Source organism: Oscillatoria salina IIICB1, from assembly GCF_020144665.1.
Classification (GTDB): Bacteria; Cyanobacteriota; Cyanobacteriia; order Cyanobacteriales; family SIO1D9; genus IIICB1.
The window spans coordinates 56,864-72,137 of sequence record NZ_JAAHBQ010000015.1 but is presented as its reverse complement, the minus strand read 5'-3'; the positions used below and the strand labels follow the sequence as shown (position 1 = coordinate 72,137).

At 47.5% G+C, this 15,274-nt stretch carries 6 protein-coding genes and 1 pseudogene; 2 read left to right on the top strand and 5 right to left on the bottom strand.

Going from position 1 to position 15,274, the window contains the following annotated elements:
• Positions 1-42 precede the first annotated feature (42 nt).
• The 4 genes and pseudogenes from G3T18_RS05960 to rpsT form a co-directional block, all read right to left on the bottom strand.
• Positions 43-5,937: pseudogene (locus G3T18_RS05960) on the bottom strand (DNA-directed RNA polymerase subunit beta').
• Between the two features lie 86 nt (positions 5,938-6,023).
• The gene (gene rpoB / locus G3T18_RS05950; protein WP_224409614.1) at positions 6,024-9,314 is read right to left on the bottom strand and encodes a DNA-directed RNA polymerase subunit beta; all 3,291 of its coding nucleotides are present in this window, start codon (positions 9,312-9,314) and stop codon (positions 6,024-6,026) included.
• 376 nt (positions 9,315-9,690) lie between these two features.
• Complete coding sequence (locus G3T18_RS05945; RefSeq protein WP_224409613.1) at positions 9,691-10,500, bottom strand: TatD family hydrolase; 810 nt, start codon at positions 10,498-10,500, stop codon at positions 9,691-9,693.
• Between the two features lie 321 nt (positions 10,501-10,821).
• Positions 10,822-11,130, bottom strand: a complete 309-nt coding sequence (gene rpsT / locus G3T18_RS05940) for a 30S ribosomal protein S20 (RefSeq protein ID WP_224409612.1) — start codon at positions 11,128-11,130, stop codon at positions 10,822-10,824.
• Between the two features lie 353 nt (positions 11,131-11,483).
• Between rpsT and hisD the strand changes: the two genes are divergently transcribed.
• Complete coding sequence (hisD, locus tag G3T18_RS05935) at positions 11,484-12,779, top strand: histidinol dehydrogenase (RefSeq protein ID WP_224409645.1); 1,296 nt, start codon at positions 11,484-11,486, stop codon at positions 12,777-12,779.
• Positions 12,780-12,935: 156 nt separating this feature from the next.
• Complete coding sequence (locus G3T18_RS05930; RefSeq protein WP_224409611.1) at positions 12,936-13,319, top strand: hypothetical protein; 384 nt, start codon at positions 12,936-12,938, stop codon at positions 13,317-13,319.
• Positions 13,320-13,421: 102 nt separating this feature from the next.
• Here the strand turns inward: G3T18_RS05930 and hflX are convergent, their stop codons facing one another.
• A complete protein-coding gene (gene hflX, locus G3T18_RS05925; protein WP_263480279.1) occupies positions 13,422-15,038 on the bottom strand; it encodes a GTPase HflX in 1,617 nt (538 codons plus the stop codon).
• Between the last annotated feature and the right edge of the window lie 236 nt (positions 15,039-15,274).

Genomic DNA, 15,274 nt, shown 5'->3' with positions numbered 1-15,274 from the left:
AAGTTATTCTTCTGGATGAAGAATTGAAGTCAAGAGCGATCGCTACTCTTCGGAGTCAGTTCCATCTATGTTGTTAAGGTTACTTTTTGAGGTGAAACTGCTAGGAGAATTACTCTCGGTGGCAGGTGGTTTATTTTTCTGAGATTGAGAGTCTGGGGTACCGGAGGGGCGTTCTTCTTCTACTAATGAATAAGCGCGTGCAGTGCGATCGTCTAAAACGACATCCATGGGGTCGTCAGTTTGGACGGGACTAGTGCGGAAGCTGGTACGTGCGATGTTGGTTTCGCTCCTGGTACTACCCCCTTCACTATCTATGGTTAAGGGTTCTTCGGTTAGTTGAGAAAAGCCCGTTCCGGCGGGAATTAAGCGACCGATGATCACGTTTTCTTTCAAGCCTCGCAACCAGTCTGATTTACCTTCGATCGCTGCTTCGGTTAATACTCTGGTTGTTTCTTGGAAGGAGGCTGCGGAGATGAAACTGTCTGTGTTGAGGGAGGCTTTGGTAATTCCTAGTAGGACTGGGGTATAACGTGCGGGCGCTCCTCCGGTGATGCTCATGGCTTCATTTACTTGTTCGATTTGGCGCAATTCGACTAGTTCTCCTGGGAGCATGGTTGTGTCTCCGCCGTCATCTACTCGGACTTTTGAGGTCATCTGACGGACGATTACTTCAATATGTTTGTCAGCGATGTCAATTCCCTGGGACTGATAAACTGATTGCACTTCGTTGACGAGGAAGCGCTGGGCTTGTTCTAAGCCAATTAGGGCTGCTTCATAAACTCCTTTTTCTTCGAGGTAGAGTTGAAAGAATATTTCTAAGATTTCGTGGGGGTTTGCCGGACCGTCGGTTAAGGGGGTTCCGGCGGCTACTTGTTGTTCGTCGGAAATGAGTACGTTTTGTCCGGGACTGACTGGATAGTCGGCGACTACTCCGTCAGCTTCAATTACTTTGACGTCTGCGGTTTCGTCGTCGCTATATACTACTTGAGCGATTCCGGGACGACGTGCGAGCAAGCAAGCTTCTTTGGGTTTGCGGGCTTCGAGTAGTTCTTCAATTCTGGGCAGACCTTGAATGATGTCTCCTGTTTTTGCTCGCTCGAATACGAGTAGGACTAGGTTGTCGCCGCGCTGGACTAGGTCTCCGTCTTCGACGTGGAGGACAGCGTTTGTGCTGACTCGATAGGGACGCGCTCGTCGGAGGGTAATTTCTTGGTCGGTAATGCGAACTATTTGACCGGAGACGGAGCTAGTTTGATTGTTGGTAAGTTCGGTTCCGGCTACGACTAGTTCGCTGATTTGGCGTGTGGAGCGCTCGGTTGTGGATAGGGTAACGCGGTCTGAGTCTCGAACTACGAGGATGCGGCGTATTGCTTCGACGCCTTCTTTGATTCCGCGTACTTCTCCGGCTTCTTTGGCGTAGATTTCTGTACGAGCTACGACTGCTCCTGGGGCGATTTCTTCACCGTCAGAAACTAAGACTTTAGTTTGGGTGGCTCCACCAAAGGGGTCTGCTTCGATGTCTCGGCGAATTACTAGGGATTCTAGGATTACCATTTGCAGAAGCCATTCTTGTTGGTCATCTTCAGAAGGAATTAATTCGATGTCTGCCCAGAGGCGATCGCTAACGCTTGCTTCGTCAGTTGCGTTAATGTCTAAGACTAACTGAGTCCGCATTAGTTCTAATCCTTCGACTGATTTTACTCGTTCTCCGTCCTTATAGAGGAGTCGTTGAACTGCTCTGAGTTGAATTGGTGGTTTGTCTGATTCGTTGATGCTGGCTTGGGAGGGAACTGAGGGTTCGTCGGCAATGGTATATTCGATGACGGGACGCAGTAATAAGGCGATGCCGCCGTCTGTTTCGATGTATTCTGCCCAACTCAGGTGGGGGGTGATTATTCCCGGAAGGGGTTCGGAACCGGGGGATAGTAGTTCGGGGGCTGGATTGGAGGTGGGGATTTCGTCTAAGAGATGGATTTCTCCTGGTTTAATTGCTACTTCGCGGAGAATGTCGTTTTTCTGGACGATTTCTACTATTCCGGCGGACTGACAGAATACGTCTTTGACGATTTCGGTTCCTGCTTCAACGTATTGTCCATCTTCGACTTGAAGGAGGGAGATGTCTTTGTTGACTTCGTGACATTCTTCGGGTATCCAGAGTAATGTGCCTCCTTTAACGACTTCGTAGCCTTGTTTGCGAGTGGATTTACTTTTTTGGACTTCGACGCCAGCGTATTTAATAATTCCACCAGTGTTGGTTCGATAGCGATCGTCGATTAGTTCGGCAATTACTTGGGAGTCGGCTACTTTCATTCCTGGGGTGGCTTTCAGGAGGAAGCGCTGGTTGTTGGCAGAGTGAATTGTGTATTGTTCTGCTCCACCTCCAGTGGCTCGCCGAACTTTTGCTTGGTCTAAACGAAGGTCGGCGGTGATGATGGAAATTTCGCGACCGCCAGAGGTACGACAGACGCCGCCGGATACGGAGATAAGTTTGGTTTCGGCGAGAACGGTTCCGGGTTGGACAAAGTCTCCGTTTTTGACGACGGGTTCCGCTCCTGGGGGGAGGTTATAGACTTCTCCTGAGAGTACCCAAATGAGTCCGCCACGGGAACAAATGCGGGTGGTGTTACCTTGGCGGTCAGTTTTTTCTTCTAGGAGGAGATTGTCGAAGTATACTTCTCCTGCTAGGTCTGAGGCGACGTCTTTGGTTGCTCGTTCGGTGGAGCGCGATCGCTCTCGGACGGGAACTTCTGCTAGTAGTTGGGAGGGTTCTACTTTTTCGCCGTCTTTAACTAAGATCAAACTTCCAGGACTGACGCTAAAGGTAACAGATTTGCCTGTTGTTGGTTCGATAAGGATGTTACCGGCTACTTCGACTTGTTCTCGTTCGTCACCGTGGCGGGTGCGAACAGTTCTGGTGCGTACTTTGAGTTTAACGGTTCCGGCAATGGGCGATCGCACTTGTTTGGCGACTTGTCCTGTAAATACGCCTCCGGTATGGAATGTCCGCATTGTTAGTTGAGTTCCCGGTTCGCCAATGGATTGGGCGGCGATGATGCCGACTGCTTCGCCTAGGTCTACTTCGTCTCCGGTGGCTAGGGCGGCTCCATAACAGTTTCGACAAACTGAGCGGGAGGCTTCGCAGGTTAGGGGGGAGCGGACGATTACTGCTTGGGCGTGTTGGGCAATTTTGTTTGCTAGGATTTCGTCTATTAGTTGATTGCGAGAGGCTATTAATTCCCCGGTTTGGCTGTGGATGTCTTCGCCGAGGACGCGTCCAAAGAGACGGTCTGCTAAGGGGATGAGGGTGCGATCGCCGTCTTTCATGGGTACGAGTTGGATGCCTCTGGTGGTGCCGCAGTCTGGTTCGCGGACGATCACATCCTGGGCGACATCGACTAGTCGCCGGGTGAGGTAGCCGGAGTCGGCGGTTCGCAGGGCGGTGTCTACGAGTCCTTTGCGGGCGCCGTAGGAGGAGATGATATATTCGGTGACGGTTAGACCTTCGCGGAAGTTGGTTTTGATGGGGAGGTCGATAATTTCGCCTTGGGGGTCTGCCATTAGGCCGCGCATGCCTACGAGTTGGCGGACTTGGCTCATGTTTCCTCTGGCACCGGAGAATGCCATCATATAAACGGAGTTGAGGGGATCGGTGGCTTCAAAGTTCCGGACAACTTCGTCTTTGAGGGCTTCGGAGGTGCTGTTCCAGGTGTCGATTACTTTTTGGAAGCGTTCGACTTCGGTGATTTCGCCTCGGGAGTAGCGATCGGTGGTGATGCGGATTTCGGCTTCGGCTACTTCAAGCATTTTCCGCTTGATGGGGGGGACTTGGAGGTCTTCGACGCTGATGGAGACTCCGGCTTTGGTTGCGTAGCGGAAGCCGAGTTGTTTGAGATGGTCTGCCATTTGGGCGCAGCGAGCGCTGCCGTGGTTGGTGTATGCCCAGGCGATCAGTTTTTTGAGGATCTTTTTGTCTACGGTGCGGTTATAAAATACGAGTTCTTTTGTCATTTTTTTATTCTGTGGAAAAGTCGATCGAGGGGTTTATTGTTTGACTGGTTGTTAGGCTGGGGCTAGGGTGTCTTGAATGGTTTTGTTATAAACGATTCGACCAGGGGTAGTGAGCAGGTACTGACAAATTAGTTGTCCGTCGGGGGTTTCTCTCCTTTTTTTCTGGCGGTAGTGTTTGGTGATAGTTCCGTCTGGGTGTTGTTCTTGGTTTAATACTTTGGTATCGAGTTGGGCGGTTTCGACGTCACCGTTGTAACGAACCCAAATTTTGGCGTGTAGCCCAATGAGACCTTGTTCGTAGGCTTTAATGGCGTCTTCTAGGTTGGCGAAGTGGCGTTCTTCTTTGTTGGCGGTGGGGTTTTCTGCTGTTAGGTAATAACAGCCTAAGACCATGTCTTGAGAGGGGGCGACGATTGGTCTTCCGGTTGCTGGGGAAAGGATGTTGTGACAGGCGAGCATTAAAAGTCTTGCTTCAGCTTGGGATTCTAAGGATAGGGGTACGTGAACTGCCATTTGGTCGCCGTCAAAGTCGGCGTTGAAGGCGGGGCAGACTAGGGGATGTAACTGAATTGCTCTACCTTCTACCAGGATTGGTTCAAAGGCTTGGATTCCTAAGCGGTGTAGGGTGGGGGCGCGGTTGAGGAGGACTGGATGTCCGGCGATGACTTCTTCGAGGACTTCCCAGACTGAGGGATCGTTACGCTGGATGAGTTTTTTGGCTGCTTTGATGTTGTTGACGAGTCCGGAACGAATGAGGCTATGAATGACGAAGGGTTGAAATAGTTCGATCGCCATTTCTCTGGGTAAACCACATTGATAAATTTTTAGTTTGGGACCGACGACGATGACGGAACGTCCGGAGTAATCGACTCTTTTTCCGAGGAGGTTTTGGCGGAAACGACCTTGTTTGCCTTCGATGATATCGGAGAGGGATTTGAGGGGGCGATTGTTGGCGCCAACTACGGTTCTGCCGCGTCTGCCGTTGTCGATTAGGGCGTCAACTGCTTCTTGGAGCATCCGCTTTTCGTTACGGACGATGATTTCGGGGGCGAGGATTTCTTGTAGGCGAGCTAATCGATTGTTACGGTTAATTACTCGTCGATAGAGGTCGTTTAAGTCGGAGGTGGCGAATCTGCCGCCGTCGAGTTGTACCATGGGACGGAGGTCGGGGGGGATGACGGGGATATAGGTTAGGACCATCCATTCGGGTAGGGAACCTGTGGCAATGAAGTTGTCGATTACTCGCAGTCTTTTGATTAGTCGGGCGCGTTTTTGTCCTTTGGCTGTAGAAATTTCTTCGCGGAGTTTTTCGGCTTCGGTTTCTAGTTCTACTTCGCGCAGTAATCTTTGTACTGCTTCGGCTCCAATTCCTACTTCGACGCCTTCTAGGTCGGAGTCTTCGCTATAAAGCTGTTCTTCTATTTCTAACCATTGGTCTTCGCTGAGTAGTTGTTTGTAGCTTAAGTTCCCGGCGTTTCCTGGGTTCAAGACTACGTAGGCGTTGAAGTAAACGATCTGTTCTACGTCTCGCAGTGCCATGTCGAGCAAAATGCTTAGGTAGCTGGGAATTCCTTTTAGGTACCAAACGTGTGTTACTGGGGCTGCGAGTTTGATGTATCCCATGCGATGTCGGCGTACGCGAGATTCGGTGACTTCTACGCCGCAGCGTTCGCAAACTATTCCCCGGTGGCGAACTCGTTTGTATTTGCCGCAGTGACATTCCCAGTCTTTTGCCGGACCAAATATCCGCTCGCAGAAGAGTCCGTCCATCTCTGGTTTGAGGGTGCGATAGTTTATTGTTTCTGGTTTGGTGACTTCGCCGACTATTTGACCGTTGGGTAGGCTTCGCTCTCCCCAAGTACGGACTCTTTCTGGGGAGGCGATGCCAATTTTGACGTAGTCAAATCGTTGTTCTAGTTGATTTTTCATGTTTTTTTTTGGTGTGGTTGGGGGTTGGGGAGTTGGTGGCTAATTTTTCCTGATTCCCAGTTGGTGAATCTTTTTGCTGAAATCAATTAGACTTCTTCTTCTTCTTGTAGGTCTTCTGCTGTTAAGGATTCATAGGTTGGTCTGGAGGGGGTGCGTCTTCGTTCTATGTCTGCCATTAGGTCTACTTCTAGGTCTTTGCTGCTTCCGTCTTCTGCGGTTTCGACTTTATGTACTGCGATGTCTAGACCCAACGATTGCAGTTCTCGCATCAGGACTTTAAAGGATTCTGGGGTACCGGGACGGGGAATGGGTTTGCCTTTGACGATCGCATTGAGGGCTTCGTTTCGCCCTTGCATGTCGTCGGATTTGACTGTTAATAGTTCTTGTAATGTGTATGCTGCGCCATAGGCTTCGAGGGCCCAAACTTCCATTTCGCCGAAGCGCTGTCCGCCTTGTTGGGCTTTGCCACCTAGGGGTTGTTGGGTGACTAGGGAGTAGGGACCTGTGGAACGGGCGTGAATTTTGTCGTCTACTAGGTGAACTAGTTTCAACATATAGGCTTTACCGACTGCGATGGGGCGATCGAAGGCTTCGCCGGTTCTGCCGTCATACACGGAAATTTTCCCTGGCTGTTCTGGGTCGAAAATCCAATTCCGTCCGGGACGTTTGCTGGCTTCGTCTAGTTTGCTATGTACTGAGTTCCGGGAGGCTTCTGAACCATACATTTCGTCAAAAGGAGTCACTTTAAAGCGAACCCCCAGATTTTCTCCTGCCCATCCGAGAAGACACTCAAAAACTTGTCCCACGTTCATCCGGCTCGGTACGCCCAAGGGATTTAAGATGATGTCCATCGGTGTCCCATCTGGGAGAAAAGGCATATCCTCAATCGGTAAAATCCGGGAAATAATCCCCTTATTTCCATGTCGTCCCGCCATTTTGTCGCCGACTTGAATTTTGCGTTTTTGGGCGACGTAAACTCGGACGACCATGTTCGCACCTGGAGGTAGTTCGTCTCCTTGTTCTCTGGTGAAGACGCGAACATCGACGACGCGACCTTTTTCACCGTTGGGGACGCGCAAACTGTTATCGCGCACATCTCGTGCTTTTTCACCGAAAATAGCTCGCAGCAGTTTTTCTTCTGGGGGTTGGTCAGATTCACCTTTAGGTGTAACTTTACCCACCAAAATATCCCCGGCTTCTACCCAAGCACCAATCCGGATAATGCCGCGTTCGTCTAACTGACGCAAAGCGTCTTCACCAACGTTGGGAATTTCTCTGGTAATTTCTTCTGGACCGAGTTTGGTTTGCCGTGCTTCGATTTCGTATTTTTCGACGTGGATTGAGGTATAAATGTCGTCGTAGACTAGGCGCTCGCTAATCAAAATCGCGTCTTCGTAGTTGTAGCCTTCCCAAGGCATATAGGCGACTAGGATGTTTTGTCCTAGGGCTAGTTCGCCGCCTTCGGTAGCCGAACCATCAGCTAAAACTTGTCCGGGGACGACGTCTTCTCCTTGGTAGACGAGGGGGCGCTGATTTAAACAGGTGTCTTGGTTGGAGCGCTGGTATTTCTGTAGTTCGTACTCGATTTGTTTACCGTCGTTGGTTTGAATGATTACTCGTTCGGCATCAACGAAGCTGACTATTCCAGTGTGGCGAGAAACGACGACCATGCCGGAGTCTCTTGCTGCTTGAGCTTCTAAGCCGGTTCCGACTAGGGGGCGCTCTGGTCTTAATAAGGGTACTGCCTGACGCTGCATATTGGAACCCATGAGGGCGCGGTTGGCGTCGTCGTGTTCTAGGAAGGGTATTAAGGAGGTGGCGACGGAGACGATTTGCATCGGCGAAACAGCCACATAATCTACCTGAGTTGGGACGGTGGTGGAAAATTCGTGTCGATAGCGGACGGGAATTTCGTCTCCGATGATGTTTCCTGCTTGGTCGGTGGCTACATCACCGGGGGCTACCCGTAAATCGTCTTCTTCGTCGGCGGTTAAAAATACTGGTCCGTCGTCGCGTAAGACTCGTCCTGCTTGAGCTGGGTAGTAGGGGGTTTCGATAAAACCATACTGATTAACCCGCGCATAAGTCGCTAAGGAACCAATTAAGCCTGCGTTGGGACCTTCTGGGGTTTCTACGGGACAAATTCTACCGTAGTGAGAGGGGTGTATGTCGCGGACGGCAAAGCCTGCTCGTTCTCTGGTTAATCCTCCGGGTCCGAGGGCGGATAAACGCCGTTTGTGAGTTAATTCGGCGAGGGGATTGGTTTGGTCCATGAATTGGGATAGTTGGGAGGAGCCGAAAAATTCTTTTATTGCGGCTACTAATGGTTTGGGATTGACTAGGGAGGCGGGGGTTAGGTTTTCGGCTTCGGATACGGTCATTCGTTCGCGGATAATCCGTTCGAGGCGGTTTAAGCCGACGCGAACTTGGTTTTGCAGTAGTTCGCCGACGGAACGGACGCGACGATTTCCGAGGTGGTCGATGTCGTCGGTTGCACCGAGGTCGAATTCGAGGTTAATTAGGTAGTCGATCGCTGCGAGAATGTCGGTGGGGGTGAGTACGCGCATGGTGTCTGGTACGTTTAGGCGGAGTTTTTTGTTGAGTTTGTAACGACCGACACGTCCTAAGTCGTAGCGTTTGCTGTCAAAGAATCTCGATTCTAAGAGTGCGGCTCCGCCGGAGACTGTTGGGGGTTCTCCGGGACGCAGTTTGCGGTATAACTCTAGGAGGGCGTCTTCTTCGCTGGGGTTGCCTTCTTTTTCTAAGGTTTTTTCGTAGTAATCTGGGTGGCGTAGTGCGTCGATGATTTCGTTATCGGAGATGCCGATGGCTTTGAGCAATACTTGGGCGCTCAGTTTGCGGGTTTTGTCAATCCTTACCCAAACTAAACTATTTTTATCTGTTTCAAATTTCAGCCATGCGCCTCGGTTGGGGATTAAACTGGCTGAGTAGGTACGGCGACCGTTTTTATCGATTTCTGATTTGTAGTATACTCCGGGGCTACGGACGATTTGGTTGACGATGACGCGTTCGGCTCCGTTGATGATAAATGTGCCGCGATCGGTCATTAATGGTAAGTCGCCTATAAATACTTCTTGTTCTTTAATATCTCCTGTTTCTTTGTTAATTAATCTGGTGGGTACATACATTTGCACCCCGTAGGTGCTGTCGCGACGTTTGGCTTCGTCTACGTCGTATTTTGGCTGTTTTAGTTTGTAGTCCGAACCAAGGAAGTGTAGCTCTAATTTTCCTGTATAGTCAGTAATGGGCGAGAAGCTATTCAGTTCTTCGATCAATCCTTCTTCAAGGAACCAACGGAAGCTGGAGCGCTGAATTTCAATTAAGTCTGGGAGAAGGTTATAAGTTAAATTGTTCATAGCGATCTTTAAGATTTGTTTGCTTTTGTTTGTCTTTGACTATGGCTCCCTAGGAGTTTTGGGGAGTCGAGCGGGTGGGATTATTACTAATTTTTTGAGCTTGATATTGCTGGTTTTTTTGCCTTTGTCTGAGTTTTGTCGGTTTGACTAATTTACAGTTGTTTTCTGGAAAGTTTTTTTTGTTAACAGATTTTATTTTTGGGAATTCGATCCTGGGGATATTCAGCTAAAATTTACACAGCTATATTTTGAGTATTTCTTAGTTTTTTTGCTCTCAATTGCTACTCCCGTAATTTTTCTGTAATGGTTACTCGATCGCTGCTGTGAGTTGTAACTTTTTGCTGCTTGATTTTCACTGACTCAACTAAGATAAAAATCAATCGGCGTGTTTATGGCGATCGTGGGACTGAGTTAGGGAAAAACCAAAAATAGAGCGAGCATTTTTGGTTGTTTGAGCTGCTAATTTTTCTAAAGATACGCCGCGCAGTTTGGCAGCTTGTTCGGCGATATATTGGACGTAGGATGGTTCATTACGCTTGCCTCGTTTGGGAACTGGTGCTAAAAAGGGACAGTCGGTTTCGATTAAAAGGCGATCGCTAGGAACTATTTTGAGCGATTCTTGTACCTGAGTGGCATTTTTAAACGTGACTATGCCACTAAAACTGATGTAAAATCCTAAGTCTAAAAACCATTTTGTTTCTTCTACTGTACCGCTCCAGCAGTGCATTACTCCTCGCAGTTGCTGTTTTTCATCCCTTGTCAGCAATAAATCTCGCAGTGCTGCTGATGCTTCCCGACAGTGGATAATTACAGGTAGCCCAAGTTGGCGCGCGATCGCTGCTTGCTCGATAAATACTTTTTTTTGCTGCTCGTGGTTTTCTGCTTTGTAAAAATCAAGTCCGATTTCTCCGATGGCTACTACTCGCGGATCTGATGCAGCTAATTTTGGGATTTCCTGGAGAGTTTGAGCGTTTGCTTTGTCTGCTTCCAGAGGATGCAATCCTACTGCTAAATACAGTTCTGGAAATCGATTTGCTAGTGCTTGAGTCTTAGCAAACTCTTTTGGGTGAACGCAGGAATGCACCAACTTGACTACTTTTGCTTCCCGCCAGCGCGTCGATAGCGCTTCTAACTCCCCTTGATATACGTCAAAATTAATATGAACGTGGGTGTCTATCAACTCCATTGGCACATTCTGCTGAGGTGAACTTTTGCGCTTCAGCGCTGCTTAATTTTGCCGCCTATTTTCGCTTTGTTTTTTCTATCAAGCTAACTACGACTATCTTTAGATAATTGTGAGGTTGTCTAGAAAAATATCCTTTTTTTTCTACACAACCTTTTGCTTAGCTCTGATTGAAAAATTTGTCTTTGGCATTCTCTCCCCAATCGAAGTAAAGCTAAACTCCTCAAGCTTGCCAAAAACTACTTCGGAACTGCATCCCCCCATGGGGACATCATCTTCTGACTGAGGTTTTTTCTTCACCAAGAACAAGTAGCATACCTTGTTTTAGGCAGGCTGTTGTTCGGAAGATCCCGTTACTCGCTTTAAAGCTCTTGCCAAACGAGATTTTTTTCTTGCACCATTGTTGCTGTGTAATACTCCCCGCTTTACTGCTTTATCTATTTTGCTGTATGCTGCCGCCATTGCTTGTTTCACTTGCTCCATTTTTTCTGGAGTAGGATTCGCCGCGTACTCTTCTACAGCACCAAAATATTTTTTCATCAGAGTTCTTACCCCTGACTTATAAGTTTTGTTTCGCTGTCGGTTGCGCTCGGCAATTTGGATTCGTTTGATTGCAGACTTAGAATTAGCCACTGTTGTCTAGATAAATCTTCTTGTTGCGATGTAAACTATACTGAAATTTTAATTATATCAGCTTAAGCTTATCTAGCATAGCACTTTTTAGTTAATTTTTCTACGTAAGTTAGTTAATTAACATATTTTAGTAAATTTTTCAAGGGGTCAAAAAAATTGATTAGTAATTTAAGGATAGTATCTTCCAAACAATATAACATCTGTTTGCCAAAAAGCACGAGGGGGCAAAAATCCAGGTTAAGCTAGAGGAGTGGGTAAGCGTGAAAGCATCCGCATCTGCAACAAAAGAAGATGTGGGGCTGACGGTGTTAGCTCACAGTGGGTAATAGCTTTCAATGGGGACTGTTAACTCCATGTTGCGAATCATCACTCGTGCAACTGATGCACAAAGCGAACTGCGGCGGATTGGCGATCGCACTCACAATGACGAGATTCTCTACAAAGAGGCTACCGTTCGCGAAATCCTCCAAAAGGTAAAACGTCTGGGAGATCGAGCCGTCCTAGACTATACAGCAGAGTTTGACGGGCTTACTCTCAATTCGGAAGAATTGCGCGTGAGCGGTTCGGAACTAGATGCTGCTTATCAACAAGTAGATCAAGAGTTACTGGCGGCAATTCAGCTTGCTAATAGGAAAATAACGGCTTTTCACCGCAAACGAATCCCGAAATCTTGGGTGGAGTTTGCGGAAGATGAAGTCGTGCTAGGCAAGCGCTACACCCCGGTAGATCGCGCAGGGTTATATGTACCGGGTGGTAGGGCATCTTATCCGAGTACGGTACTAATGAACGCAATTCCGGCGAAAGTTGCCGGAGTGCCGCGGATTATTATGATAACTCCACCAGGAAAAGAGAAAAAAATTAACCCTGCTGTCCTAGTAGCTGCCCAAGAAGCAGGAGTTACAGAAATTTACAAAGTCGGTGGCGCGCAGGCGATCGCGGCTTTGGCTTACGGTACGGATACGATTCCGAAGGTAGATGTAATTACAGGTCCAGGTAACATCTACGTGACTCTGGCGAAAAAGCTGGTTTACGGTACTGTGGGGATCGACTCGTTAGCTGGACCATCAGAAGTGCTGATTATCGCTGATAGTAATGCTAATCCAGTTCACGTGGCTACCGATCTCTTAGCACAAGCAGAACACGATCCCTTAGCGGCAGCAATTTTATTAACCACCGACCCCAAACTAGCGGCGAAAGTACAACAAGAAGTGAGTAATCAACTGCAAAATCACGAGCGTCGGATTCTCACCGAAAAAGCGATCGCGCACTATGGTTTGATTGTCGTTGTCGATTCTTTAGAAGTCGCGGCGGAACTCTCTAACTTATTCGCACCAGAACACTTGGAATTAGAAGTTGAAGATCCTTGGGCGTTAAGCGAATTAATTCGTCACGCTGGCGCAATTTTCTTAGGTAACTCTACTCCGGAAGCGGTAGGAGATTATCTTGCAGGTCCAAATCACACTTTACCAACTTCCGGTGCTGCTCGTTATGCCTCTGCTTTAGGCGTAGAAACGTTTATGAAGCATTCGAGTTTAATTCAATATTCACCGACAGCCTTGAAAAAAGTGTCTTCAGCGATTCAAGCTTTAGCTGAGGCTGAAGGTTTACCTTCTCACGCTGATTCAGTACGGCGACGGACTGAGGGTTAATTGAAAGGGAGACGGGGGAGAGTGGGATGAGGGAATGGTGGGTAATGGGATGAAGTGATGAGGGAATGATAGGTAAGGTGATTAATACTGACTATCAGTCCCCAACCCCCAACCTCTAATCTCGATTGCCAAATTATTTGTCTAAGAAATCACCTAATGAAACGTACTCTTAATTTTCTACTAGGTTTTAACTACTACTATTGCGCTCTTGCAGTTTCACTTCTTAATTTAGTTATTGCTTATCCTTCCATAGCTGAACCCTTCGAAAGTGCAAATTGCCTTTATTTTGAGAGGCAAAATGGTGAGCCAGAAAGTGAGCCAATAATAGAAGACTCAGAATGTGAAATTGAGTCAACTGGCAATACTGTAATCATTCACTGGTCAAATGGTTCTCGAACTCAGGTTCAGTTTAGTTCATCTGATACAGCCGAGATTGAAGGCTATACAGCTTATGTTCATCGGAGTGAAGCCATTTGCGTAATCTGGAATCCTAGCCAACGTCATGGAAATGAAAGAACTATTTGCTATAGTTTTCAATAGGAATAACTCAATTAAAATGACGATCGGGCTTTGAGGTGAATGTGAAAGTAAAATTCACGAATTTTCACCATATCCCTGAATGAAGCAATAATATTTAATTTGTCAATCTACACCCGATCGCCGAACAGAAGCAACAGCATAATGGACAAGCTGACCTAACTTTTGACGGAGAGTTTCTAAACCGAGGCGATCGCTTGCCGAAATAAACACGGCTAAAGGAAACTCTTCTTGTGCTATAGCTAAGGTTTCGCTGTCTACGCAGTCAATTTTATTAAAGACAATCAAAGCAGGGCCTGGGGTTTCCGGCATTTCGGCTAAAATACTGGTGACAGAACGAATCTGACTTTGCCATGCGGGATGAGATAAGTCTACAAGGTGTAGCAGTGCATCAGCTTCAGTAACTTCTTCTAGGGTTGCTCGGAAAGAATCGACTAAAGCTGGTGGTAACTCGTGAATAAATCCGACAGTATCCGTGAGTAGAATTGTAAGCGGTTCTCCGGCGATCGCATCGGGAACAGGTAAACGCCTTGTAGTCGGGTCAAGAGTAGCAAAAAGTTGGTCGGCGGTGTAAACTTCCGCGTTCGTTAGGGCATTAATTAAAGTAGATTTACCCGCGTTCGTATAACCAACAATAGCGATGCTAGGAACTTCTTGTTTTTGACGACGCTGACGTAAACGAGAACGATGTGCTTGTAATTGGTTAACTTCTTTTTGCAAGCGCGAGATCCGACGTTGAATAGCACGGCGTTCAGTTTCTAATTTAGTTTCTCCAGGTCCTCTGGTACCGATACCACCACCCAAACGAGACATTGCTTCACCTCGACCTGTGAGACGAGGCAACATATACTCTAACTGGGCAAGTTCTACTTGTAATTTACCTGCACGAGATTGAGCGCGTTGGGCAAAAATGTCTAAAATTACCTCAGTACGGTCTACCACACGCACGCCGAATTGTTTTTCCAGGTTGCGGACTTGGGCTGGGGAGAGATCGCGATTGAATACGACCAAATTAGTACCGAGAGTTTGGACAAGCAAAGCAATTTCTTGAACTTTACCAGCACCGATAACCGTTTGGGGATGAGGACGCGATCGCTTTTGGTGAATTGTCTGTAAAACTTCTCCTCCCGCAGTCTCAACTAACCTGCTTACTTCAGCTAAACCATTCTCAAACTGAAGGGGTGAAATTTCATCGGTCATCAAACCTACTACTAGCACTCGTTCGCGAGATCCATCAACTTCTTGAGCAACGTACTCGCGACGAAATTCAGCTTCTAACCCTTCTACTAAGTCGAGAAAATCTTGTTTAGCGATCGCCTCTAAACTTAGTGGTGGGGAAACAGTCCAGTAAAATCTTTGCTCTAGTTCTATTTCCGGTTGAGGTAACAGGTGAGCGAGATATGCTTGTTTAACGTAGCCCGTTGCACCACCTCCACGACGCTGTTTACCACCACCTGTAAGGGTAAGCATTACTAAAGCATCTAAGCGTTGGATAGCCATTGCGGTTAAACTAGACTCTTTTGGTGCTTCTGGCTTTAATTTTGTCGCGATACAGCGAACGCCAGACAAGCGTTCTGCACCATAACGGGGTAATTCCAGAGGTGGTATTCTAGTTTGACGAGGAGAACCAACTCCGACTCGAATTACTTGTCCCCGGCGATTGAAATACGCACAAACTGGTTGAGCAATTTCTGTGCTAATTGCTGCCAGTCGCTCAGACAAATCTATTGTAGTTATGCGATCGCCGGGTATACGTTGATGATAAAGCCTTTGTAGTTGTTTGATTTGGCTCGGCTTTAATCCCTGAAGATTTCCGTAGATAGTTTCGATAGGCTCTTCGTCTCCCTCAATTGAAGTTCTTTATTTTTAATGATTTTTAGACGTTTGATTAGGTTGAGCGTAGTTCGGCAACTTTTTTGACTATTACCACATTTTAATTATTTTTTCAACCATAATAA